The organism is Streptomyces sp. NPDC050418, from assembly GCF_044458745.1.
Lineage (GTDB): Bacteria > Actinomycetota > Actinomycetes > Streptomycetales > Streptomycetaceae > Streptomyces.
Window position 1 is genome coordinate 841,563 of sequence record NZ_JBITIG010000001.1, and the last position, 24,132, is coordinate 865,694.

A 24,132-nucleotide genomic window follows, 5' to 3' on the forward strand; every position below is an offset into this window, starting at 1 on the left:
CCGTGCGCCGTACGCCGAGCGGCCCGGCGCCTGCGGATTGACCGGTGCACGCGCCTTGTGAGGCGCGCGGTGCCCCAAGTACCGTCTGGGACTTGCACGTTGGACGTCCTACGTCCGATGTCCGTTTGAGTACGTACGCACCCGGCACCGACCCATACGCACCCACGAAGGGCAGACCCGCATGCCGGCACCACACCGCGCACGCTTCGGACCCGCTCTCGCCACGGCGCTCGCCGCACTCCTGATACCCGGCCTCCTCGCGGCCGCGTCCCCCGACGACCGGAGCAGTACCCCCGCCTTCGAGCAGCAGGTCCTCTTCAAGGCGTCCCAGGACCCCGGCTACGCCTGCTACCGGATCCCCGCGATCGTCAAGACCACCAAGGGCACGCTGCTCGCCTTCGCCGAAGGGCGGACCGACGACTGCTCGGACGCCGGCGACATCGACCTCGTCCTCAAGCGCTCCACCGACGGCGGCCGCACCTGGGGCCCGCTCCAGGTGATCAACGAGGGCAAGGGCGACACGCACGGCAACCCCGCCCCGATCGTCGACCGCGAGACCGGCCGCATCGTCCTCGCGGAGACGTACAACCCGGGCCGCACGGACGGCAAGAACTGTGCGGTGCCCTGCGAGCGGACCCCGTACATGCAGCACAGCGACGACGACGGGCTCACCTGGTCCACGCCGCGCGATCTGAGCGACCAGATCCTGCCCGACGACTGGAACTCCTGGTACGCGACGGGCCCGCACCACGGGGTCCAGCTCAGCCGTGGCAAGCACAAGGGACGCCTGGTCTTCGGCGTGAACGCGGAGACCTGGGACGGCAAGCGCGTCACCGCCAACCACGCCGCCCTGATGACCAGCGACGACGGCGGCGACCACTGGAAGATCGGCGCGACGGACTCGTATCCGATCTCCGAGAGGGACGGCACGTTCCGGCAGAAGCCCAGCGAGATGGCGATCACCGAGCGGCCCGACGGCGCGCTGTACATCAACGGCCGCGAGCAGGACGGCACCGACCTCGGCCACCGGACGCACGCCATCAGCCGGGACGGCGGGGACACCTACGAGCGGCCGTTCCGTACGCTGCCGGACTTCTACACGCCGCAAGTGCAGGGCTCCACGCTGCAGTTCAAGGGCCGCATGCTGTTCTCGGGTCCGGCCGACCCGGACCGGCGGCGCACGATGATGGTGCGCTCGTCCTACGACGGCGGCCGCACCTGGGACAGCGTGGACCGCGGCACGCGGGTCACCACGGACTGGTCGGGCTACTCGGACATGGCGCTCTGCGACGAGGACACGGTGGGCCTGCTGTACGAGGGCGGCGCGGTGGACGCCCGCGACGAGATCCGCTTCGCGCGCTTCACCGAGGACTGGCTCGCGCCGCGCCGCGGCCCCGACCCGAAAACCCCTGACCGGGCGCGCGGAGCGCAGGACGCGGCGGTGCTCGGCGGCGCGCGCGAGACGGACGGACGCTTCGGCGGGGCGGTCGCGCTCGACGGCGCGGACGACGCCGTGCGACTGCCGTACCGCGATGAACTCCCGCTCGGCACGAAGGACTTCACGGCCTCCGTGTGGTTCCGCTACGACGCCGCTACCGGTGAGCAGCCGCTCCTGTGGATGGGCGGCATCGGTACGAACCAGCCGCAGGTGTGGCTGCGCGGCGAGCCCGAGCAGAACCGGGTGACCGCCCTGATCACCACGCGTGAGGGCATGAACCCGGTGCGGTCGGCGGTGGCCCGCACCTCGTCCGCGTACAACGACGGGCAGTGGCACCGGGCGGTGCTGCGGCGCGGCAACGGCGGGTTCTCGCTGACGGTCGACGAGGAGCGGATCACCGTGGCCGATGTGCCCGGAACGGTCAGCCGCACCTCGGGCTTCGGCGTGCATCTCGGCCAGCGGGCGGACTCGCGGGCGTTCTTCAAGGGCTCACTCGACGAAGTACGGGTCTACGACCGCCTGGTGAGCGACGCGGAGCTCGATGCCGCGACCGTGCGCGACTCGATCCTGTTTATTCCCATGGACCGGATCAGCGACAGGAACTAGCGTCGCCTTCCATGTCCGCCACGGGAAAGCCGCGACCACCGCACCTTCTGGTCGTCGTGCTCGCGCTGACCTGTGCCGCCGTGCTGCTCTTCGCCCTGCCGGACAAGGACCGGCGGGGCGAGGAGCCGTGCAAGGGCCGGGTGGTCGCCTCGTGGACGGCGGACAAGAACTCCACGGCCGAGTTCGCGCGCTACGGCGACGACGGCGCCCGCACCGACGACTGGTCCGGCGGCGACGGCACGCACTCCGTGCGGCTGCCCGACGACCGGATCCTGTGGCTGTTCTCGGACAGCTATCTGGGCCAGGTGCATCCGCCGCCCAACCTGTCGGGCCAGCCGTACTCCTGGCGGGACCAGACGGCGCCGTTCGTCCGCAACAGCGCCGTGGTGATGTCCCCCGCGGGCAAGCTCGAACAGACGCTGCCCGCCCCGCTGTTCCCCGATCCGGCGCCTCAGCAGTGGCGCTGGCCGGTGGCCGCGCAGGTCGAACCGCGCTCGCCGGGCTCCTCCGAACAGGTCGTCCGGGTGCTCCTGTGGACCCGGCAGGCGGCCCCGGCCCCGTACATCTACGGCGTGCCGACGGCCACCGAGGTCGCCACCCTCACGCTGCCCGACCTGCGGCTCGAAGGGATCACGCGGATCCTCGACCAGAGCACCGTCCAGGACCCCTCGCGCCGTGTCCTGTACGGCACGACGGCCGTGTTCGAGGACGGTTTCACCTATGTGTACGGCGGCAACGACGGCAAGGCCGCCCGGCGCCCCGCCTCACACGCCTATCTGGCCCGGGCGCCGGGCGGGCGGCTCGCCGAGCCGAAGGCCTGGCGCTACTGGGACGGCGACGGCTGGAGCACGGACGCCGACGACGCACGCTCCGTGCTCGGGGACGGCGAGCGCAAGGGCGTGGGCAGTGCCTTCACGGTGGTGCGGCAGGACGGGAACTGGGTGCTGTTCACCATGGCGGCCGGCACGGAGGGCCTGCGCAGTATCGCCTCGTACTGGTCGTGCGCCCCGCACGGCCCGTGGCGCGGCCCGACCCGGGACTTCGACCCGCCGCTGCCCGAGGACGCGGCACCCCGCCAGGATGTCGCCGCGTACAACCCGCAGCTCCATCCGGACCTGGGCGGCGACGGCCTGGCGCTGAGCTACGACGTGAACTGGCTGGACGCCGCGCCGCGCGTGGCCGAGTCGCACATCAACCGGAATGTGTCGCTGTACCGACCACGATTCGTGCGGCTGCGCCTGGCGGAGCCTGATTGAGGTCCGGGCCCGCAGGTACGTCCGGGCCCGCGAGTCCGTCCCGGTCCAGCGCCTCGGGGTCGCGCGAGCGCCGCTTGGCGATCACCGCGCAGACCATCAGCTGCATCTGGTGGAAGAGCATCAGCGGCAGGACGGCGAGCGAGGCATGCGCGCCGAACAGGACGCTCGCCATGGGCAGTCCGCCCGCGAGGGACTTCTTCGAGCCCGCGAACTGGATCGCGATCCGGTCCCCGCGGTCGAAGCCGAGCCGCTTCGCGCCGAACCAGGTGACGGTCAGCATCACCGCGAGCAGCACCGCCTCGACACCGAGCAGGGCGAGCAGCCGCAGCGGGGTGACCTGGCTCCAGATGCCCTCGACCATGCCGAGGCTGAAGGCGCTGTAGACGACGAGCAGGATCGAGCCGCGGTCCACGAATCCGAGCAGTTTCTTGTGGCGCGCTATGAACGGCCCCACCCAGCGCCGCAGCAGTTGCCCCGCGAGGAACGGCACCAGGAGCTGCAGCACGATCTTCACCAGCGAGTCGGCCGAGAACCCGGCCTGTCCGCCGATCAGGAAGGCCGCGAGGACGGGCGTCAGGAAGATGCCGATCAGTGAGGAGAACGAACCGGCGCAGATCGCGGCCGGTACGTTGCCGCGCGCGATCGAGGTGAACGCGATCGACGACTGCACGGTCGAGGGGACCAGCGTCAGGAACAGGAAGCCGCTGTACAGGGCCGGGGTGAGGACGTAGGGGACGAGGCCCTTGGCGGCCAGGCCGAGCAGCGGGAAGAGCGCGAAGGTGGCGGCGACGACGGTGAGGTGCAGACGCCAGTTGCGCAGCCCGTCGACCGCTTCGCGGGTGGAGAGCCGGGCCCCGTACAGGAAGAAGAGCAGCGCCACGGCCGCGGTCGCACCGCCCGAGGCGATGTCGGCGCCCGTCCCGCGGGCGGGGAGCAGGGCGGCGATTCCGACGGTGCCGAGGAGCGCCAGGATGTACGGGTCGATCGGCAGCCGGGTCGGCCAGGCGGGGCGTTTCACGTGCGGGGTGCTCCAAAAGTGGGGGTGCTGGTCAGGCGCGGGACGTGCCCTCTCCATCGTCCTCCTGATCCCTGAAATCGGGAATCCTGCATACAGCACTTACTGTCATCGCGAATCGCGATAACGGTCTACGCTGGGCGTATGTACGACCCCGTGCACCTGCGCACCTTCCTCGCCGTCGCCCAGACCCTGAGCTTCACCCAGGCCGCGCGCCGCCTTGAGCTGCGGCAGTCGACGGTCAGCCAGCATGTGCGGCGTCTGGAGGCGGCGACCGGGCGGGCCCTGTTCACGCGCGACACGCACAGCGTCGAGCTGACCGAGGACGGCGAGGCGATGCTGGGGTTCGCCCGCTCGATCCTGGAGGCGCACGAGCGGGCGAGCGCGTTCTTCGCGGGGACACGGCTGCGCGGGCGGCTGCGCTTCGGCGCTTCGGAGGACTTCGTCCTGACCCGGCTGCCGGAGATCCTGGAGACCTTCCGGCACGAGCATCCCGAGGTCGATCTCGAACTGACCGTGGAGCTGTCGGGCACGCTGCACGAGCAGCTCGCGGACGGCGGCCTCGACCTGGTGCTCGCCAAGCGCCGGCCCGGCGACCGGCACGGCGAGATGGTGTGGCGCGACGAGCTGGTGTGGATCGGGGCGCCGGGGCTCAGGCTCGACCCGGAGCGGCCGGTGCCGCTGATCCTCTACCCGCCGCCGGGCCTCACCCGCGCCCGCGCCCTCGACGTCCTGGAACAACAGGGCCGCGCATGGCGGATCGCCTGCACCAGCGGCAGCCTGAACGGCCTGGTGGCGGCGGCCCGTGCGGGGCTCGGCGTGATGGCGCACTCGCACGGCCTGATCCCGCCCGGGCTGGTCCGTCTGCGCGGCGGCGGGCTGCCCGAGCTCGGTCCGGTGGACTTCGTCCTGCTGCACGGCCGCAGCCGCCGGGCCGGCACCCAGGAGGTGGCGACGGCGCTGGCGACGGCGATTCTGGCGAGCGGGGACAGGTTGCGGAGCAGGGGGTAGGGATGCGGGATCGGGGGTCGCTGCAGCGCCCGCGGCGGCGACGCAGCGCCGCGGGCCGTTTGCCGCAGGCCGTCCGCTGCAGGCGGCTCGCCGCAGGCCGCTCGCCGCACAGGGAACAACAAGGTCACGGCGGGGTCAGCGCCGGAACGGCCCCTCCCCCTCGCGTACGCCGATCAGCTCGCCCCCGTCGGACCACAGCGCCCGCGCCCCCGTGCGGTGCAGCCGCGAACCGGCCGGTCCATAGGGGTCGTCGACGAACCAGGACGCGGGGACGCCGCGGCCCGCCGTGATCAGATGCGGTCCCGTGGCGTACAGATCGCCGGGTACGCCCGGCGGGCAGGGACGCAGGGCGGCGTCGAGCACGTAGACGCGGGTGTTCCACGCGGGCCGGCCGAGCGGCACCGGGCCGAAGTCGTCGGGCCCACAGGCGTGGTGCGCAATCGCGCCGCTCCCGTGGGCGTGCCCGAACAGCCGGTGCAGCCGCACGCCGGGCAGGGCCCGCGCGAAGCGCCGTGCGTCGTGGCGGGACAGGACGTCCGCGGTGCAGATCACCTGCCGGAGCGCGAGCGGGGTGTGCGGCGCCCCGGACAAGACGGCGGGCTGCTCCGCCCGGTCCGCATCCGGCCCCGGATACCGCTCCGGATCGGGCTCCGCCTCCGACCCCACGCAAGGCAGCAGTCTGCGCAGCACGGACGGATCCACCTGGCAGCTCGTGACGCCCAGTTCGCGCACCGTCCGCGCCAGCCGCTCCGGCTCGCGCGAGTCGCCCGGGACGACGGCCGCCCCGGCCCGCAGCGCCCGCAGCGCCTCGGCCACGTCCCCGAGGCCCGCGGTCAGGAACAGCACACGGCCGCCGGGGCCGACGGGTGCGACGGACTGGAGCCAGCGCATCCGGTGGTCGAGCGCCGCGTGCGGGACGACGGCGCCGGTGCGCGGGCACAGGGCCGCGGCGTGCTGCGGGGTGAGCGGCCGCGGCGGGTCGATGCTCAAGTAGCCGTTCTCCGGGCCGAGTTCCCGCAGCACGGTCACGGCGGCGGGGGTCGGCGCGGGCACCCACGCGGCGCCCGCCTTGAGCGCGGCGAGCACGCCGATGAGCGTGTCGGCCGCCGTGGGCAGCGCCAGACCTACCGCGCGGTCGGGGCCCGCGCCGTACGACATCAGGCGGCGTGCCACGCGGTTGGCCCGGGCGTTGAGTTCCGCGTAGGTGACGCTGCCGCGGCGTGTGACGAGTGCGGGGGCGTCGGGGGTGCGGACCGCCTGTGCCTCGAACGGGCCGATCGCGGTGGTCGGCGGCACGGGGTGCGCGGTGGCGTTGAACTCGCCGAGCACCAGGGCGAGTTCCTCCGCGGTGGGCGGCGCGTGGACGATCCTCGGCAGCGCCGCCCGGCTGAGCACGTCGCTCACCCGACCGCTCCGAGCAGCGGCGCCCACACCTCGATCGCGGGACGTGCGGCGAGGTCCGCGAACGAGACCTCGATCCCGAACTCCCGCGCCCAGCGCTCCCGCAGCGCCATCAGGCGCACGGAGTCGAGCCCGTAGTCCGCGAGGTTCTCGTCGTCGGGGAGGTCGGCGGGGTCCTCGCCGAGCAGGTCGGCGACGTCGGCCCGGATCCGTTCCACGGTGAGTTCGGCCATCGGTCAGGCTCCCTTCAGGACACGGTCGGTGGTGGTGACGACGGCGCACTTGCCGGCCGCCCAGGCGAGCGCCATGTCGTGGTCGGCGCGGGAGAAGTCGGCGACGGCGTCGGCCACGACGAAGGCCTGGATGTCCTGCATCCAGGCGTCGCACGCGGACATCAGCACGCCGATGTGCGCGTACACCCCGGTGATCACCAGCTGGTCGCGGCCGCGCAGCTTCATGCGCTCGGCGAGGTCGGTGCGCGCGAACGCGCTGTACTTCCACTTGGTGAGGACGGTGTCGCCCGGCTCGGGCGCGACGGCACCGGCTATCGCCTCGGCCTCGGGGTCGTCGGGCAGGCCCGGTCCCCAGAAGTCCTGCTGCAGACCGCGCTCCTCCAGTGACTGGCCGCCGGGCTGCGCGGAGTAGATCACCGGGATGCCGAGCGTCCGCGCCTGCCGGGTCAGCTCGCCGACGTGGGCGAGCAGTTCGGGCACCGGCGAGCGGTCGGGGGTGAAGGCGCGCAGGAAGTAGTTCTGCAGATCGTGCACGAGCAGGACGGCACGGTCGGGATCCACGGCCCAGTCGACCCGGTTGGCGGGCAGCTCGTCGGCGGTGGGCAGGGTGTAGGGGGCGATGGCGGGCAGCGCCATGTGCGGGGGCCTTTCGGTGATGCGTACGGGAGGAGTCCGGCGCGGTGCCGCGCGGCGCGGCAGGGGTGATCCCGCCGCGCCGGTGGGGTGGTCCGGCCGTGCAGAGTGGGCTATCCGGTGGCGCCGGCGCGCAGATCCTTCTTGGAGACCTTGCCGATCCCGGTCTGCGGGAACGTGTCGACGAACTCGACCCGGTCGGGCACCTTGTACGCGGCCAGGCCCCCTTCCCGGACGAACTTCTTGATGGCGACCGGCTTGAGGGGTTCGGCGCCGGCGCGCAGGATCACGTAGGCGCAGGTGCGTTCGCCGAGATATTCGTCGGGTACGGCGACGACGGAGACGTCATGGACGGCGGGGTGTCCGAGGATGACGTTCTCGACCTCCTCGGCGGCGATCTTCTCGCCGCCGCGGTTGATCTGGTCCTTCGCCCGGCCCTCGACGACGAGATGGCCGGTCGCGGTGCGGCGCACCACGTCCCCGGTGCGGTAGAAGCCGTCCTCCGTGAAGGACCGCTTGTTGTGCTCGGGGGCACGCCAGTAGCCGCGGATCGTGTACGGGCCGCGGGTCAGCAGGTGCCCGGTGTCGCCCGGCTCGACCTCGTGGTCCTCGTCGTCGACGATGCGGATCTCGTCGTCGGCGGAGATGGGGCGGCCCTGGGTGGTGACGACGGTCTCGTACGGGTCGTCCAGACGCGTGTAGTTCACCAGGCCCTCGGCCATCCCGAACACCTGCTGCAGGGTGCAGCCGAGTGCGGGCCCGACCCGGCGCGCGGCGGCCTCGCTGAACTTGGCGCCGCCCACCAGGAGCACGTCCAGACTCGACAGATCGTGCCGTGTATCGGGCGCGGCCTCGGTCCAGACGAGCGCGAGCGGCGGGACGAGCCCGGTGATCGTGACCTTCTCGCCCGCGATGAGCGGGAAGGCGGTGTCCGGGTCCGGCGCGGGACAGAGCACGACCCGGCCGCCGGCGTACAGCGCGCCGAGCGAACCCGGGGAGCTGAGCGGGAAGTTGTGCGCGGCGGGCAGCGCGACGAGGTACACGGAGTCCTCGGTCACACCGCAGATCTCGTTCGAGCCCCACAGCGAGTAGATGTAGTCGTCGTGAGTGCGCGGGATCAACTTGGGCACGCCCGTGCTGCCGCCGGACAGCTGAAGGAAGGCCAGGTCGGACGGCGCGGGCTGCTCGTACCCGAAGGCGTCGGGCTCGGTGGGGACGTCCCGCAGCCGGGTGTGCGGCCCCGGATCGCCGACGACGAACACGTGCTCCAAAGTGGGCACCTGGCTCTGCAAACGGCTCGCCAGGTCCGGGAAGTCGAAGCCGCCGAGCTGCGCGTCCGGGACGACACAGGCGACGGCTTCGGTGAACTCGCAGAAATAGCGCATCTCGGTGTGTCGGTGCGCGGGCAGCGCGAAGACCGGCAGCGCGCCGATCCGGAAGAGCGCGAAGACCACCTCGAAGAACTCGGCGACATTGGGGAGCTGGACCACCACGCGGTCGCCCTTGCCGATGCCGTACGAGGAGAAGCCGGCCGCCATCCGGCAGGCCCGCTCGTCGAGTTCGCCGTAGGTCCAGCGCAGGCCGCGGGCGGGGTCGCTGATCGCGACCCGGCCCGGGTGGGCCTCGGCGCGGTCGGCGAGCATCTGTCCGAAGGTCTCGCCGCGCCAGTGGCCGGCGGCGCGGTAACGGTCGGCGAACTCTTCGGGCCACAGGGGTGCGTCGGGATGGTTCACGGTCAGGCCCCCACGGTGTCGCGGTCGACGCCGACCGCGTCGAGGAAGGTACGGAACTTCGCGCCGGTCTCGGCGGTCTCCGCGGCGGGCGAGGAGTCGGCGACCACGCCCGCGCCGGCGAACAGACGCAGGGTGTCCTGCTCGGCCTCGGCGCACCGGATGGTGACCACCCATTCGCCGTCGCCGCCCGCGTCGCCCCAGCCGACCATGCCGGTGTACAGGCCGCGGTCGAAGGGTTCGAGCTCGCGTATCACCTCGCGCGCGGTGGCGGTCGGGGTGCCGCCGACGGCGGGCGTCGGATGCATCGCGTGCGCCAGCTCCAAGGCGGACACCGCGGGTTCGCGCAGGGTGCCGACGACCGTGGTGGACAGGTGCCACATGGTGGCGGTGCGGATGAGGGTGGGCAGCGCCGGGACGTCGAGCTCGGTGCAGTACGGGGCGAGGGCCTCGCGTACCGCGTCGATGACGACGGCGTGCTCGTGCAGGTCCTTGGCGGATTCGAGCAGCGCGGCGGCGCGGCGGACGTCCTCGGCGAGGTCGGGGCTGCGCGGGGTGGAGCCGGCGAGCGGATTGGCGACGAGGCGGGTGCCGCGCCGCGCTACGAGGAGTTCGGGACTGGCGCCCAGGAGGGTGCGGCCGGGTCCCGAAGGCACGGAGAAGGTGTAGCCGGCCGGGTCGCGGCGGGCGAGGCGCTGGAGCATCGCGGGGATGTCGAGGGCGCCGGGTGCGCGCAGTTCGAGGGTGCGGGCGAGCACGACCTTGGCGAACTCACCGGCCTTCATACGGCGTACGGCCTCGGCGACCGAGGCCGCGTACGCCTCGGGCGCGGGGACGGGACGTACGTCCCAGCCTGCCGTGCGCGGGGCGGGCGCGGGCAGGGCTATCAGCGGGTCCTCGCGCAGCGGCGGGGCCCAGTGGACGGCCTCGGGCACGGCCAGTTGCGCGGGCGCGCCGGGGTCGAAGGGCACGGCGCCGACGACCATCGGCGCCAGGTTGCCGGCCCGGCGCTGCGCGTCGAGCGTCTCGGCGACCCGAAGGGGCAACGGCCGCTCGTCGTGCGGCACTTCGGCGCGGACGCCGTGGGCGAGCAGGGTCCGCGTGGGCGAGGCGAAGAACCGGGCGTCGCCGGGCGCATAGGCGTCGAGCAGCCCGGTGGCGGCGCCGACGATACTTTCGGCGCCCTCGGGGGTGGCCGGCGCCTCGTGTGCCGTGGTCACCAGTTACTCCTTGCAGGGTCGGGGTGTGGGGGATGCGCGGCCGGGTCACGGCCGCGAGCGGGGACCCCGGGACGGATCGTCCAGGGGCCGCGGGGAACACACGGAGGTGGTCAGGCGCGCAGGGTCGCGCCGCCGTCCACGTACAGGTCGTGCATGGTGATGTGCCGCGCCCGGTCGGAGACGAGGAAGGCGACGGCCTCGGCGATGTCGCCGGGTTCGGCGATCCGTCCGAGCGGGATGCCGACGCGGTACGCCTTGGGGTCGCCCTCTATGACCCGCTGTTCGGCGGCCTCTGCGTCGTCGCCCCACAGGCGGCGCTGCATCGCGGTGTCCGTCGAACCGGGCGAGACCACGTTGCACCGCACCTGGTCGCGGGCGAGTTCGAGGCCGAGGCACTTGGTGAACATGGTCGCGGCGGCCTTGGAGGCGGCGTACGCGGCCATGCCGGCGCGCGGTACTCCGGCCGCGTTGGAGCCGACGGTGACGATGCAGCCGGAGCGGCGCTCGCGCATCCGGCGTGCTGCGGCGCGCGAGGCGGCGAAGACCCCGGTGGTGTTCACGGCGAAGGTCTCGGCCCAGTCGCCGTCGTCGAGGTCGACGACGGGTGCGGTGCGCAGGATGCCCGCGACGTTGACGAGGATGCCGAGCGGTCCGACCGTGCGTTCCACGTCGTCGACGAGGGCCTCGACCGCGGCGGCGTCCGAGACGTCGGCGGGACGGGCGACGACGGCGGGCTCGCGCCCGTCCTCGCGGTACTCGTCCTCAAGTGCCTTGACCGCGGCGGCGTTCCGGTCGACTGCGACGACCCGTGCACCACGTGCGGCCAGAGTGCGGGCGACGGCTTCGCCTATGCCCTGCCCTGCGCCGGTGACGAGCGCGATACGCCCGTCGAGTTCGTCTTGGTGCACGAGACCCCCTGAAAGCTTGCCTTAGGTAAGGCTAACCTAACATGACGATCCCGACGGGGAGCAGAGGGTGGTGGGTAACCATTAGGTTAGCCTTACCTTATGTCTCTACTGCAAGGGGAACGCGCCGAGTTGGCCGATCCGGATCCCTCCCCGCCGGCCCGACCGACCCGCGTCCCCCTGAAGTCCGCGCTGCTCCTCGGCGCCGTCCTCGCCCTCGCCGCCGCCTCGCTGTGCATCGGCGCCGGCGAGGTCGGCGCCGCGGGCGTCCTCGACTACCTGGGCGGCAGCGACAGTGCGCGGCTCCACCTGGTGGTCGGCGAACTCCGGCTGCCGCGTACGGCCACGGCCCTGCTCGTCGGCGCCGCGCTCGGTGTCGCGGGCTGCCTGCTGCAGGCCGTGACACGCAACCCGCTGGCCGAAACCGGACTGCTCGGCGTGAACGCCGGAGCATCCCTCGGTGTCGTCGCGGGGATCGCGTTCCTCGGAGTGGAGACCGGTTTCGGGCATCTTGTGTGGGCTTTCGCCGGTGCCGTGCTCGCCAGCGGTCTCGTGCTGCTCATAGCGAGCAGTTCGGGCGGCAGCTCGCCGCTGCGCCTGGTGCTCGCGGGCGCCGCGCTCGGCGCCACCTTCGGCGGGCTCACCAGCCTGATCGTCGTCAACTCGGCCCAGGCCTACGACGGCTTCCGCCAGTGGGTGCTCGGCTCGCTCGCCGGGATCGAAGGTTTCGGCGAACTCGGCACGCTCGCCCCCGTCCTCGCCATCGGCTTCGTCGTCGCGCTCTGCGTGGTGCGTCCGCTCTCGGCGCTCGCCCTGGGCGACGATCTGGCGCGCGGTCTGGGCCACCGTCCCGGTGTCGTACGGGTGGTGGTGGCGCTCTCCGTGACACTGCTCACCGCGTCCGCCGTCGCCCTCGTGGGACCGATCTCGTTCCTGGGACTGCTCGCCGGATTCGTCGCGCGGGCGCTCGCGGGACCGCGGCTCTTCCTCCAGATCGTGCTCGCCGGGCTGATCGGTGCGGGCGTGCTGACGGGCGCCGATGTCCTGGCGCGCGTGGTGTCGAAGCCGTACGAGGCACCGGTCGCGGTGATCGTCGCGCTGATCGGGGCACCCGTCCTGATCGGCATTGTGCGCTCGCAGCGGCTCGGCGCGCTGGGGATGACCGAACCCGAAGGACAGTCGGCCGGGGCGCGCAAGGCGGCGCCCTCGGACCGGCACGTGGTGATCCGGCGCGGCCCGCTCTCGCTGTTGGTGGCCTGGCGTCCCGCGCTCGTCACCCTGCTGCTCTCGGCGTTCCTCGTGGCGGCCGTCGTGCTCGCCGCGTACGCGGGACAGAGCGACCTCGACGTGCCGCGCACCTTTCGGGCGATCTTCGGCATGGGCGATCACTTCGACGTGCTGCTCGTGCAGAAGTTCCGGCTCGGGCGGATCGTCGCCGCGCTCACCGCGGGCGCCGCGCTAGGACTCGCGGGCTGTCTCACCCAGACCCTGGCCCGCAACCGCCTCGCCACTCCCGAACTGCTCGGCGTCAACGACGGCGCGACAGCGGCCGTGCTCGTATCGGTCGCCGTGTCGGGCTCGTTCGGCGCCTGGTGGGCGGGACCGGTGGGCGCGCTCGTCGCCGTCCTCGTGGTGACCCTCGTCGCGGGCGGCCTGGGCCGGCACGGCTACCGCGTCCTCGTCGTCGGCCTCGCCATGTCGGCGCTCGCCTCCGCCGTCACCCAGGTGGTGCTCGCCCGGCGCTCGCTGAGTTCGGCGAGCTCGCTCTACACCTGGGCCTCCGGCAGCCTCAACGGCCGTTCGTACGACGTCGCCTGGCCCGTCCTGATCGGCCTCGCCGTGCTCGTACCGGCCGCCCTGATGGTGGCGCGGCATCTCGACGTGCTGCGCTTCGACGATTCGACGGCCTCCTCGCTCGGCGTCTCCCCCACCCGCGTCCGCCTGATCTGCATGGTGCTCGCCGTCGCCCTGGCGGGCCTCGCCGTGGGCATCTGCGGACCCGTCGGATTCGTCGCGCTCGCCTCGCCCGTGATCGCCTCCCGGCTCGCCGGTCCGCTCAAGGTGCCGGTGCTCGGATCGGTCCTGGTGGGAGCCACGTTGATCCTGCTCGCCGACACGCTGGGCAGGACCGTGATCGACGGTGTGGAGGTGCCGGTGGGTGTGGTCACCACCGTGCTCGGCGGGCCCTTCCTGCTGTGGGTGCTGCTCGGCCGCTCCTCGGCCGCCCGTATCTGATCCCTTTCCCCACGAGGGGCCTGTGCCCCTCCTCCCGCAAGGAGTCCGATGTCGTACGAAAGCCCCGCCCTGACCGCGCTGCGCGACGGCGGGCCGCAGGCCGTCCGGGAGTTCTGGGCGCGTCTGGAAAGCGCCGGGACGCCGCTCGTCGAGGACGACGCCGACGATCCCGCGTACCGCCGTGTCACCTTCGTCTGGCGCGACGACCCGCAGGAACCGGCCGACGACGTGCTCGTGCTGCTGCACACCGTCACCGACAAGGACCGGCACTCCGGCGATCTCACCCCGCATCTGATGCGACGGATCGACGGCACGGACGTGTGGGCCCACACGTACCGGCTGCGGGCCGATCACCGGGCCTCGTACCAGTTCCATGTGGCGCGGGGGCCGCGCGCCGAGACGCTCGGCACCCATCGCGAGGCGTGGCTGCGGACACTCGACGGGGCACTCCCCGATCCGCTCGGCCGCGGCGGTCTGCTGGCCGGGGACGGCAGGCGGCACGCCTCCTCGGTCCTCGAACTGCCGGACGCGCCCGGGCCCTTGGCGGCCGGGGACGGCGAGGACCGGACGTTCGCGGCCGAGATCGACGGGCGCCGGGTGCACGTCCATCTGCCGGCCCGCCCCGGCCCGCACCCCGTGGCGGTGCTGCTCGACGGTGAGGTGTGGGGGCCGCGGCTCGGCTTCGGGCGTGACCTCGACGCGGCGGCCGGCAAGGGGCTGCTGCCGCCGATGGTCACGGTCATGGTGGAGACCATGGGCCGCGACGCACGGGTACGGGATCTGAGCTGCAACGGGGAGTTCGTCGACTGGCTGGCCGATGTGCTGCTGCCGTGGGCGCGGACCGAGTTCGGCGCGACGCACGATCCGGCGCGCACGGTGATCGCCGGGCAGAGCGCGGGCGGTCTGACGGCGGCGTTCGCCGGGTTCCGGCGGCCGGAGCGGTTCGGGAACGTCCTTTCGCAGTCGGGATCGTTCTGGTGGCCCGACGACACGGAGTTCGACTCCGGCAGCGAGTGGCTGACCCGGCAGTACGCGGTCACCGGGCGGCGGCCCGTGCGCTTCCATGTGGAGGTGGGCCTGCAGGAGTGGATGCTCCTTGCGCAGAACCGGCATCTGCGGAACGTGCTGGAGGCCAAGGGGTACGAGGTGACGTACCGGGAGTTCAACGGCGGGCACGACTACGCGTGCTGGCGGGGTGGGCTGCTCCATGGGCTGGCCGGGCTCGCGACCGGTTGGTAGCAGGCAGGCAATACGAGAAGGGGCGGGCTTCGCGTGGAAGCCCGCCCCTTCTGCTGTGGAGCCCTCTTCTGTTGTGCCACTCGCCGTGCGGCCGATGCTCAGGCCGCGGGTGCCGGTTCCTCGTCCGGCACGGGCGGCTGCGGGGCCTGTTGCGGCATCCGCAGGGCCCAGACGACCCCGAGCGCGACGAGTGCCGCCGTCACCAGGATCGCCATCCGGTACGGACCCGCGTCCGTACCGCCGTGGCCGGAGGCACCGAGGGCCGAGACGACCGCGGCGGTCACCGCGATGCCGAGCGCGCCGCCGAGGGTGCGGACGATCGTGAACAGGCCCATGGCCTGGCCCATTCGGGGCGGAGCGATCTCGGCGAACCCGGCGATCTGGATCGTCAGGACCGCGGTGCCGAGGACCAGACCGATCGCGAACATCAGAATCCGTACGCCCCAGGTGCTCTCCGCGACGGCCGGCAGCGCGAGCGCCGCGAACACCACCGCGGCCAGGACCAGCGCGGGGGTGGCGAGGCGGCGGGGGCCGAGCCGGGGAAGGAGCCGGTCGACCACCTGCGAGGCCAGCATCAGGCCGAGCGCTTCGGGGAAGACGCTGAGGCCGGCGTCGAGGGCGGAGGCGCCGAGGACGGCCTGGTGGAGCAGCGGGAAGACGAACAGGATGCCCATGAGTCCCGCCGAGGTGACCAGGGCGAGGACGGTCGCGGAGGCATAGCTCCTGTCCTTGAGGAGTCTCAGTTCCAGCAAGGGGTCGGTGGCCCGGAGTTGGTGGATCACCGCCGCCACGCAGAGGCCGATGCCCGCTACGGTGCTCAGCGCGATCGGCGCGGTGGTCCAGCCGTGCGAGGGCCCGAAGCCCAGCGCGTAGGTGAGGAAGCCGAGGGCCGGGGTCGCGAGCAGGAAGCCCGTACGGTCGAAGGCCCCGCGGGTGCCCTCGACGTGTTCGCGGATGCCCACGAGGCCGATGAGCACGGCGGCCGCACCGACCGGCACGTTGACGAAGAACAGCCAGTGCCAGGAGAGGTGGTCCGTGAGGAAGCCGCCGAGCGGCGGACCGAGCGCCGGCATCAGGGCCGTCGGCACGATCAGGACTTTGGCGAGCTTCACCCGGGCGTGCGGAGGAAACGTACGGAAGAGCAGGGTCATGCCGACGGGCGTGAGCAGGCCGCCGGCCAGTCCTTGGAGCACGCGCGCGAGGACGAGCGCCGTCAGGGACCCGGACAGTCCGCAGGCCGCGGAGGCCGCGGTGAACACGGTGAGCGCGCCGAGGAACACCCGCTTCGTACCGAACCGGTCGCCTAGCCAGCCCGCCACCGGCAGGGCGACGGCGAGGCTGACGAGGAAGGCGACCTCGACCGTGTTCGCGGCGGACACCGGCTGGTCGAAGTCCCGGGCGATCGTGAGGAGGGCCGGGTTGACGATCGTCGAGTCGAGGCCGTTCATGCACATGGCCGCGGTGTAGACGATGACGACGGCCGCGCGGGACGGGGCCACCGGGATCTTCGGCGGAGCAGCGGTCATCGGGCGGCGGCCGGGGTCAGATCCGTCCAGTGCGCGGTGATCCAGTCGAGGGCGGGCTGCCGCTCGCACGGGCCGTGCGCGACGCTCCAGCCGTCGGGTACGGCGGCGAAGCCGGGCCAGAGGCTGTGCTGTTCCTGGTCGTTCACGAGGACCAGGAACTCGCCGTCGCCGTCGAAGGGGTTGGCGGGGGCGTCGCTCATCGGTTCTCCAGGGTGTCGATGCGGTGGATGCGCTCCGCGACCACGCGCGCGATGTGCGCGATGGGCTCGGGCAGGGTCATGTCCTTGTGCGAGCAGGCCACGTCGGTGTTGTCGATCCGGCCGGTCACGTACGGGGTCCAGGTGTCGGGCGTGAGGGTCTCGTCGATGGTGTCGACGGTGGCGCGGAAGAACAGCACGTCGCCCTCGAAGACGCGGTGGTCGAAGCCCCGGACGAGGTGGTTGGTGTTCAGGTAGAGGGTGTTCAGGGCCTCGATGGTGCGGTCGTCGAGGCTCGCGAGCGGCGAGCCTTCGCGGCGCAGGACCTCGGTGACGGCGGCGAGTTCGAGGTCCTTGCCCTCGAGGCTCTCGGGCCCGTACCCGCCCATGGTGAGCAGGGCTTCGAGGGCCTCGGCCTGATCGGGTACGGGAAGCTCGCGGAAGCCCTCCGCCGGGTAGGCGTCGAGGATCGCGAGGATCTCGACCTGTTCGCCGAGGTCCTGCAGGCGGGTGGCCATGGCGTGCGCGATGATGCCGCCGGTCGACCAGCCGAGCAGCCGGTACGGGCCGTGCGGGCGTACTTCGCGCAGCCGGTCCACGTAGTGCGCGGCGAGTTCCTCCAGCGTCGCGGGCAGCGGCTCGTCGGCGGTGGCGGCACCCACGCCCTGGGCCTGCAGCCCGTACAGCGGGATGTCCTCGGGCAGATGGCGGATCAGGCCCGCGTAGCACCAGCTGAGGCCGCCGGCCGGGTGGACGCAGAACAGGGGGTTGCCGGGGGCGTCGGGGCGCAGGGGCAGGAGGACGTCGAGCGGGTCGGACTCCTCTCCGGCGTCCAGTGCGGTCTCCAGGGCGGCCGGGGTCGGCCCCTGGAAGACCGTGCCGATCGTCACGTCGCGGCCGAGTGCCGCCTTGATGCGCCCGGCGAGCCGGACCGCGAGCAGCGAATGGCCGCCGAGGTCGAAGAAGTTGTCGTCGACTCCGACGCGGGGCAGACCGAGCACCTCCGCGAACAGGTCGCACAGCTGTGCCTCGCGCGGGCCGCGCGGTGCCCGGCCTTCGGTCACGGCGGCCGAGTGGTCCGGGGCGGGCAGGGCCTTGCGGTCCAGCTTGCCGTTGGCCGTCAGCGGCAGCCGGTCGAGCAGGACCACCGCGGACGGGACCATGTGGACGGGCAGTTCGCGGGCCGCGTGTGCGCGCAGCTCCTGGCAGGGGCTCACGGCGTACGCGACGAGGCGCTTGTCGCCCGGCGTGTCCTCGCGGACGATCACGGCGGCGTCCGCGACCTCCGGGTGGGCGGCGAGGACGGCCTCGATCTCGCCGAGTTCGATGCGGAAGCCGCGGATCTTCACCTGGTGGTCGGCGCGCCCGAAGTAGTCGAGCCGGCCGTCCGTACGGCGGCGTGCGAGGTCGCCCGAACGGTACATGCGGGTGCCGGGCGGCCCGAACGGGTCGGCGACGAAGCGTTCGGCGGTGAGGGCGTGCCGGCCGAGGTAGCCGCGGGCCAGGCCCTCGCCCGCCACGTACATCTCGCCCGTGACACCGGGCGGTACGGGCTGCAGGTAGCCGTCGAGGACGTACACGCGCAGGTCGGGGATGTTGACGCCGATCGTGCTCGACGCGCTCGCGGCGGCGCTCTCGCGGTCGAGTGCCATGTACGAGACGTGCACGGTGGTCTCGGTGATCCCGTACATGTTGACCAGGACCGGGGCATCGTCGGCGTGCCGCTCGTACCAGTCGTCTAGGCGGCCGAGTTCGAGGGCCTCGCCGCCGAACACCACGTAACGCAGGGCGAGTTCGGTGCCGGGGCGGTCCCGGTCGGCGGCGACCAGCTGGTAGAAGGCGGACGGGGTCTGGTTGAGGACGGTGACCTGTTCGCGGCCGAGCAGGTCGAGGAAGGCCGCCGGGTCGCGGCTGACCAGGTGCGGCACGACCACGACACGGCCGCCGTGCAGGAGCGCGCCCCACAATTCCCAGACCGAGAAGTCGAAGGCGTACGAGTGGAACAGGGTCCACACGTCCTGCTCATCGAAGCCGAACCAGTGGTCGGTGGCGGAGAAAAGCCGCAGGACGTTGTGGTGGGTGACGGGCACGCCCTTGGGACGGCCGGTGGAACCCGACGTGTAGATGACGTACGCCATGTCGGTGGGCCGCAGGGGGCGGGTGCGTTCGGCGTCCGTCAGATCGTGGTCGGTGCGGTCGCGCTCCGTGCGGAACCGCCCGGGGTGGTCGTCCTGCGGGGCGTCGACGAGGACGAGGGGCAGGTCGTTGGCGGGGAGCTTGCGCACCGTCGCGGTGTCGGTGATCAGGGCGGCCGGCGCGGCGTCCGCGAGCATGTACGCGAGGCGGTCGGCCGGGTAGTCGGGGTCCATCGGCAAATAGGCCGCCCCGGACTTGGCCACGGCGAGCAGCCCCACGACGAGGTCGAGGGAGCGGGGCAGCGCCAGCGCGACGATCGCGCCGGGGCCGATGCCCTGGGTGGTGAGGCTGCGGGCCAGGCGGTTGGCGCGGGCGGAGAGTTCGGCGTAAGTGAGGTGCTCGTCGCCGCAGGTGGCGGCGGTGCGCTCGGGGTGCCGGGCGGCGGCCTGTTCGTAGCGGGTGGCGAGGGTGGCGGATGCGTCGTCGGCGACCGGCTGCTGCTCCGCGTCGGCGAGCGGCACCTCGTTCCAGTCGGTGATCGCCTGGCGCCGTTCGCCGGCGGACAGGAGCGGAAGCAGGCCGATGGGGGTGTCGGGGCCGGTGACCGCCGCGGTGAGAAAGCGGGTGAGGCGGTCGGTGAGGGCCTGTGCGGTGGCGCGGTCGAAGAGATCCGTACGGAACTCGAGGAAGCCGGCGATCCCGCCGTCCAGCTGCTCGCCCACGTTCAGGGTGAGGTCGAACTTGGCGGTGCCCGACGGCACGGCGTCCATCCGCGCGGTCAGGTCCCCGAGCGCGAACTCCGTGTCGGGCACGGACTGCCAGACCAGCATCGTCTGGAACAGGGGGTGCCGGGCCAGCGAGCGCGGCGGGTTGAGGTCCTCGACGAGCCGGTCGAAGGGCAGCTCGGCGTGCTGGTGCGCGGCGAGGACCGTGCCGCGGACGCGGTCGAGGAGCGTACGGAAGGTGGGTGCGCCGGAGGTGTCGGTGCGCAGCACCAGCGTGTTGACGAAGAAGCCGACGAGCCCGGCGGTCGCCTCGTCCTCCCGGCCGGCGACGGGGGTACCGACGGGGATGTCGGTGCCCGCGCCGTGCCGTGTCAGGAGCGCGGCGAGAGCCGCCTGGACGACCATGAAAGCGGTGGTGCCTGTGTCGCGGGCCAGGGCACGCAGGTGGGCGTGCGTGGCTTCGTCGATACGGAAGGGAACGGTGTCGCCTTCGTACGAGGCGACGGCGGGGCGGGGCCGGTCGGTGGGGAGTTCGAGCTGGTCGGGGAGGCCGCCGAGCGTGGCGCGCCAGTGGTCGAGGAGACGGGTGGCGTACGGGGTGGGGGCCTCGGCGGTGCCGAGGAGCCGCTGCTGCCAGACGGTGTGGTCGGCGTAGTCCACGGGGAGCGGGGCCAGTTGCGGTGCGCTGCCTGCTGCCCGGGCGGTGTACGCGTCGGCCAGATCGCGGGCGAGCGGAGTGGTGGACGCTCCGTCGGCGGCTATGTGGTGGAGCAGGAGGAGCAGCGTGTGCTGCTCGCCGCCGTCGGTGAACAGGGTGGCGCGAAGCGGCAGTTCGGCCGCGAGGTCGAAGGGGTGCCGGACCGCGGCGCGCAGCCGCGCGTCGAGGGGGGCCGGGTCCGTCAACGGCTCGGCGGCGAACGGGACTCGGGCCTCGGACACCGGGATGACCTGCGCGAACGGCTCGTTGTCAGTGCTGCCGTATACGGTCCGCAAGGTCGAGTGACGCTCGGTGACGTCGAGCAGGGCGGCGCGCAGCGCGTCCTGGTCGAGGGGGCCGGTCAGGGTGAGGACGAGCGGGATGTTGTAGGTGGGGCTGGGGCCTTCGAGCCGGTGCAGGAACCAGAGGCGCTTTTGCGCCGGGGAGAGCGGGGGGTTGTCGTGAGGGGTGTGGTCGGTGCGCTGTGGCGCGGGCTCCAGCGCGGGGCGGTCCGTGTCGCGTGCGGCCTCGCGGACGAGCGCGGCGAGGCCGGCGGGCGTGGGGGCGCGGAACACGTCGGCGAGGGTGAGTTCGGCCGCGAAGGTCTCGCGCAGGCGCGCGGCGAGCCGCCCGGCGAGCAGCGAGTGGCCGCCGAGCGCGAAGAAGTCGGCCTGCGGGGAAGGGAGTTCGGGCAGGTCGAGCACGCGCGCGAAGAGTCCGCGTACCAGCTCCTCCTGCGGCGCGCCCTGCGCCGCGGCGCCGGTCTCGTCCGGCGTCTCGGCCGCCGGCTCGGGGTCGGGCAGCGCCCGGTGGTCGAGCTTGTCGTTGGCGGTGCGCGGCAGGGCGTCGAGCAGGGTGAGCGCGGCGGGGACCATGTGCTCGGGGAGCCGTGCGGCGAGGTGTGCGCGCAGGTCCGCAACGTCGAGGGTGGCGCCGTTCGCCGGGACGGCGTAGCCGAGCAGGCGCTTGCCGTGCGCGGTGTCGCGGGCGATCACCGCGGCCTGCGCGACCTCCGGGTGGGCGGCAAGGACCGCCTGGATCTCGCCGAGTTCGATGCGGAAGCCGCGGATCTTCACCTGGTCGTCGGCGCGCCCCAGGAACTCGAGGGTGTGGTCGGCGCGCCGTCGTACGAGGTCGCCGGTGCGGTACATGCGGGCGCCCGGGTCGCCGTGCAGCGGCCCGAAGGGGTCGGCGACGAAGCGTTCGGCGGTCAGGTCGGGGCGGCCGAGATAGCCGTGTGCGAGGCAGGCACCGGCGATGTACAGCTCGCCGGTGACGCCCGTGGGGACGGGGCGGAGCGAGGTGTCGAGGACGTAGGCGCGGGATCCGCGGACGGGGCGGCCGTGTTCGCCGGCCGCTTCGTGGTCCGCTCCGTCGGGGGCGTGTGCGTCGGCGCTGCGGACTGCCGTGCCCGCTCCGTCGGAGGTGTGTGCGTCCGCACTGCGGTCCGCCGTGCCCGCTCCGTCGACGGCGGGTGCGTCGGCGCGGGTCTCCGGGCTGCCCGCTGCGGGCGCGTCGGGCACCCAGTAGTAGGCGTCGACCGTCGTCTCCGTCGGCCCGTACAGGTTGATGGGCCGCACGCCGGGCGTCGTGGCCAGCCGCTGCCACAGCGCCGGGGGCACGGTCTCGCCGCCGACCACGATCACGGCGGGGTGGTGCCGGCCGGGGTCCAACAGGCCCTCGGCGATCAGCGCTTCGGCGTACGAGGGGGTGACGTCGAGGTAGTCGATGCGATGCGTGCCGACGTAGGTGTTCAGTGCCGTGGTGTCGCGGTAGGTGGCGTCGTCGAGGATGTGGAGCTCGTGGCCGTGGACCATCCACAGGACCGGGTCCCAGGAGGCGTCGAACGCGAACGACGCGCTGTGCGCGACGCTCAGACGTTCGCGTCCGGTGCGGGCGACGGCGGGCGCGATGTGGTCGGTGCCGTGGCCCGCGTGGAGGTTGGCGAGCGAGGCGTGGCCGACCACGACGCCCTTGGGGCGGCCGGTGGACCCGGAGGTGTGGATGAGGTAGGCGTCCTGGCCGGGGGCCGGAGCGGGCAGCGGTGTGTCCGGCCGGTCCGCGATCCGCCTGCGGGTGCTCTCGTCGTCGAGGAGCAGTGCGGGAAGGGTGGTGCGTACGGACTCGGGCAGCGAGCGCACGGCGTCGGTGTGGCCGACGATGCACACCGGCCGGGCGTCCTCGACGACCGCGGTGAGGCGCTGCGCGGGATGGCCGAGGTCCAACGACTGGCACACGCCGCCCGCCTTGAGCACGGCGAGCAGGGCGAGCACGGTGTCGGTGCCGCGCGGCAGGGCGAGCGCCACCGGCGTGCCGGGCCCGACGCCCGACGCGCGCAGTTCGTGGGCCAGTTGGCCGGCGGCCCGGTCGAGTGCGGCGAAGGTCAGGGAGGTGGGTCCGGACGGGCCGGTCTCGCAGCGGACCGCGACCGCGTCTGGGGTGCGGGCGGCCTGCTCGGCGAAGAGTTCGGGCAGGGTGCGCGGGCACGGCGGTTCCGTGCGCCCGGCGGTCGCCGCGTGCACCTCGTCGGGGTCGAGCACGTCCAGGGTGGCGACGGGCCGGGCGGGATCATCCAGCAGGAGGGAGGCGAGTGCGTCGAGGTAGCGCAGCAGGCCACGTTCGTGGGTTGCGAGTGAACCGGCGTCGTAGCAGGACGGGTTGGCGTCCAGGCCGAACCGCAGCCCGCCCGCGCGGCCCGGCGAGACGGTGACCGCGAGGTCGTCGACGGGGCCCGCGGCGAGGTTGTGGATCGTGCCCTGCAGTCCGGCGAAGTCGAGGGTCTCGTCCTCGAAGGCCTTGATGTTGACCATGGGCCCGAAGAGCGGGCCCGGGTCACCCGCCAGGCCGAGGTCGCGACGGAGCTCCTCCAGGCGGTGGCGCTGGTGGCGGCGTACGGCGCGCAGTTCCAGGACGACCCGGCGCAGGAGTTCCGCGCCGGTGTCGGACGGGCGGACGGCGATGCGCAGCGGCATGACGTTCACCAGCATCGCGGGGGTGCGCAGGGCCTCGGGGCCGCGGCGGTTCATCAGGGGCAGGCCCAGCACGATGTCCTCGGCGCCGGTGATGCGGTGGGTGTAGCCCGCCGTGGCCGCGATGACCAGCTCGGCCCAGGTGGCCTTGACGGCCTGCGCCGCCTCGGCGAGCCGGTCGCCCTCGCCGGCCGCGAGGTCGCGCACGCGCCGCAGGACGTGGCGGGCCGGGGCCGCGGGCCGGTCCGACAGCGTGACCGGGCGCGGCCGGTCGGCGAAGCGTGTGCGCCAGAATTCGCGGTCGGCGGTGTGCTGTTCGCTGCCGGAGTGCGCCTGCTCCTCGGCGACGAGGGCACCTAGCGAGCCGAAGGCGTTCGGCTCGGGGGTCTCGCCCTTCACCAGCGCCGTGTAGAGGGCGGCCACGCGGGCGCAGTGGAGGGTGAGCGCGTAGGCGTCGACGGCTATGTGGTGGACGCGCTGGTACCACCAGTGCGTGTCGTCGTCGATGCGCACGAGCGCCTGTGTCATCAGCGGCCCGGACACGGGGTCGACGGGGCGTTCCAGGTCGGCGCGCATCCATGCCTCGGCCGTCGCGCGCGGGTCGGATTCCCCGCGCAGGTCGAGGCGTTCGAGGGTCCAGTCCCGTGCGCGCACGATGCGCTGCACCGGGCCGTCGGCCTCCTCGGCGAACGCGAGGTTGAGGGTGTCGGCCTCCGCGACGCCCTGCCGGAGCGCACGCTCGAAGAGCTCCGTGTCCAGCGGTCCGGTGATCTCGATGCGGTCGCCGGTGTTGAGGACCGGGTTCGCGGGGTCGAGGCGCTGCGCGTGCCAGATGCCCGACTGGGCGGCCAGCAACGGGAGCCGGCCCTCGCTCCCGGCCTGCGGGGCGGCCGTGAGGTCTTCGGTCTCTGGATGACGCATGGGAGGACTCCCCGAGGTGTAAGGCAGGTCGGTGGCCGG

General features: G+C 73.0%; 15 protein-coding genes. 5 read left to right on the forward strand and 10 right to left on the reverse strand.

Annotated features, from left to right (window positions below; translation table 11 throughout):
• The first annotated feature begins 181 nt into the window (after positions 1-181).
• Together ACIBI4_RS03780 and ACIBI4_RS03785 are read left to right on the forward strand one after the other, a co-directional pair.
• Positions 182-2,044, forward strand: coding sequence for an exo-alpha-sialidase (locus ACIBI4_RS03780; RefSeq protein ID WP_399201900.1), 1,863 nt, complete (start codon positions 182-184; stop codon positions 2,042-2,044).
• A gap of 11 nt (positions 2,045-2,055) precedes the next feature.
• Positions 2,056-3,300 (forward strand): DUF4185 domain-containing protein, encoded by a 1,245-nt coding sequence (locus tag ACIBI4_RS03785; protein WP_399201901.1) that lies wholly within the window; start codon positions 2,056-2,058, stop codon positions 3,298-3,300.
• Here the strand turns inward: ACIBI4_RS03785 and ACIBI4_RS03790 are convergent.
• Positions 3,236-4,375, reverse strand: coding sequence for a bile acid:sodium symporter family protein (locus ACIBI4_RS03790; protein WP_399201902.1), 1,140 nt, complete (start codon positions 4,373-4,375; stop codon positions 3,236-3,238). The genes ACIBI4_RS03785 and ACIBI4_RS03790 overlap by 65 nt on opposite strands.
• A gap of 84 nt (positions 4,376-4,459) precedes the next feature.
• Here ACIBI4_RS03790 and ACIBI4_RS03795 point away from each other — a divergent pair, with 84 nt between their 5' ends.
• Positions 4,460-5,326 (forward strand): LysR substrate-binding domain-containing protein, encoded by an 867-nt coding sequence (locus ACIBI4_RS03795; protein ID WP_399201903.1) that lies wholly within the window; start codon positions 4,460-4,462, stop codon positions 5,324-5,326.
• Positions 5,327-5,461: 135 nt separating this feature from the next.
• Here ACIBI4_RS03795 and ACIBI4_RS03800 read toward each other — a convergent pair whose 3' ends face one another.
• From ACIBI4_RS03800 to ACIBI4_RS03825, 6 genes are all read right to left on the reverse strand, one after another.
• Positions 5,462-6,730, reverse strand: coding sequence for an AMP-binding protein (locus ACIBI4_RS03800; protein WP_399201904.1), 1,269 nt, complete (start codon positions 6,728-6,730; stop codon positions 5,462-5,464).
• Entirely contained in the window at positions 6,727-6,960 is a 234-nt protein-coding gene (locus ACIBI4_RS03805) for a phosphopantetheine-binding protein (protein WP_399201905.1), read from the reverse strand. The genes ACIBI4_RS03800 and ACIBI4_RS03805 overlap by 4 nt, the downstream gene beginning before the upstream one ends.
• Before the next feature lie 3 nt (positions 6,961-6,963).
• Entirely contained in the window at positions 6,964-7,596 is a 633-nt protein-coding gene (locus tag ACIBI4_RS03810) for an isochorismatase family protein (protein WP_399201906.1), read from the reverse strand.
• A gap of 110 nt (positions 7,597-7,706) precedes the next feature.
• Positions 7,707-9,326, reverse strand: a complete 1,620-nt coding sequence (locus ACIBI4_RS03815) for a (2,3-dihydroxybenzoyl)adenylate synthase (protein WP_399201907.1) — start codon at positions 9,324-9,326, stop codon at positions 7,707-7,709.
• 2 nt (positions 9,327-9,328) lie between these two features.
• Entirely contained in the window at positions 9,329-10,543 is a 1,215-nt protein-coding gene (gene dhbC, locus ACIBI4_RS03820) for an isochorismate synthase DhbC (RefSeq protein WP_399201908.1), read from the reverse strand.
• 110 nt (positions 10,544-10,653) lie between these two features.
• Entirely contained in the window at positions 10,654-11,451 is a 798-nt protein-coding gene (locus tag ACIBI4_RS03825; RefSeq protein WP_399201909.1) for a 2,3-dihydro-2,3-dihydroxybenzoate dehydrogenase, read from the reverse strand.
• Positions 11,452-11,550: 99 nt separating this feature from the next.
• On the opposite strand from ACIBI4_RS03825, the gene fhuB reads away from it, so the two are divergent.
• Together fhuB and fes are read left to right on the forward strand one after the other, a co-directional pair.
• Positions 11,551-13,683: a Fe(3+)-hydroxamate ABC transporter permease FhuB gene (gene fhuB, locus ACIBI4_RS03830; protein WP_399201910.1), complete on the forward strand. Its 2,133-nt coding sequence runs from the start codon at positions 11,551-11,553 to the stop codon at positions 13,681-13,683.
• Between the two features lie 48 nt (positions 13,684-13,731).
• Positions 13,732-14,922 carry an enterochelin esterase gene (gene fes, locus ACIBI4_RS03835; protein ID WP_399201911.1) on the forward strand — a complete coding sequence of 397 codons (1,191 nt, stop codon included), beginning with the start codon at positions 13,732-13,734 and terminating at the stop codon, positions 14,920-14,922.
• A gap of 98 nt (positions 14,923-15,020) precedes the next feature.
• Here fes and ACIBI4_RS03840 read toward each other — a convergent pair whose 3' ends face one another.
• The 3 genes from ACIBI4_RS03840 to ACIBI4_RS03850 are packed head-to-tail and all read right to left on the reverse strand — an operon-like array spanning position 15,021 to position 24,093.
• Positions 15,021-16,448, reverse strand: a complete 1,428-nt coding sequence (locus ACIBI4_RS03840; RefSeq protein WP_399201912.1) for a DHA2 family efflux MFS transporter permease subunit — start codon at positions 16,446-16,448, stop codon at positions 15,021-15,023.
• A complete protein-coding gene (locus ACIBI4_RS03845) occupies positions 16,445-16,648 on the reverse strand; it encodes an MbtH family protein (protein WP_399201913.1) in 204 nt (67 codons plus the stop codon). Before ACIBI4_RS03845 ends, ACIBI4_RS03840 begins: the two co-directional genes overlap by 4 nt.
• Positions 16,645-24,093, reverse strand: a complete 7,449-nt coding sequence (locus tag ACIBI4_RS03850; RefSeq protein WP_399201914.1) for an amino acid adenylation domain-containing protein — start codon at positions 24,091-24,093, stop codon at positions 16,645-16,647. Before ACIBI4_RS03850 ends, ACIBI4_RS03845 begins: the two co-directional genes overlap by 4 nt.
• Between the last annotated feature and the right edge of the window lie 39 nt (positions 24,094-24,132).

Coding starts and splice junctions, on each gene's coding strand:
- fes (WP_399201911.1), top strand. CDS start 13,732: ATGTCGTACGAAAGCCCCGCCCTGACCGCGCTGCGCGACGGCGGGCCG.
- ACIBI4_RS03840 (WP_399201912.1), bottom strand. CDS start 16,448: ATGACCGCTGCTCCGCCGAAGATCCCGGTGGCCCCGTCCCGCGCGGCC.
- ACIBI4_RS03810 (WP_399201906.1), bottom strand. CDS start 7,596: ATGGCGCTGCCCGCCATCGCCCCCTACACCCTGCCCACCGCCGACGAG.
- ACIBI4_RS03780 (WP_399201900.1), top strand. CDS start 182: ATGCCGGCACCACACCGCGCACGCTTCGGACCCGCTCTCGCCACGGCG.
- ACIBI4_RS03785 (WP_399201901.1), top strand. CDS start 2,056: ATGTCCGCCACGGGAAAGCCGCGACCACCGCACCTTCTGGTCGTCGTG.
- ACIBI4_RS03795 (WP_399201903.1), top strand. CDS start 4,460: ATGTACGACCCCGTGCACCTGCGCACCTTCCTCGCCGTCGCCCAGACC.
- ACIBI4_RS03805 (WP_399201905.1), bottom strand. CDS start 6,960: ATGGCCGAACTCACCGTGGAACGGATCCGGGCCGACGTCGCCGACCTG.
- ACIBI4_RS03790 (WP_399201902.1), bottom strand. CDS start 4,375: ATGGAGAGGGCACGTCCCGCGCCTGACCAGCACCCCCACTTTTGGAGC.
- ACIBI4_RS03845 (WP_399201913.1), bottom strand. CDS start 16,648: ATGAGCGACGCCCCCGCCAACCCCTTCGACGGCGACGGCGAGTTCCTG.
- ACIBI4_RS03850 (WP_399201914.1), bottom strand. CDS start 24,093: ATGCGTCATCCAGAGACCGAAGACCTCACGGCCGCCCCGCAGGCCGGG.
- fhuB (WP_399201910.1), top strand. CDS start 11,551: ATGTCTCTACTGCAAGGGGAACGCGCCGAGTTGGCCGATCCGGATCCC.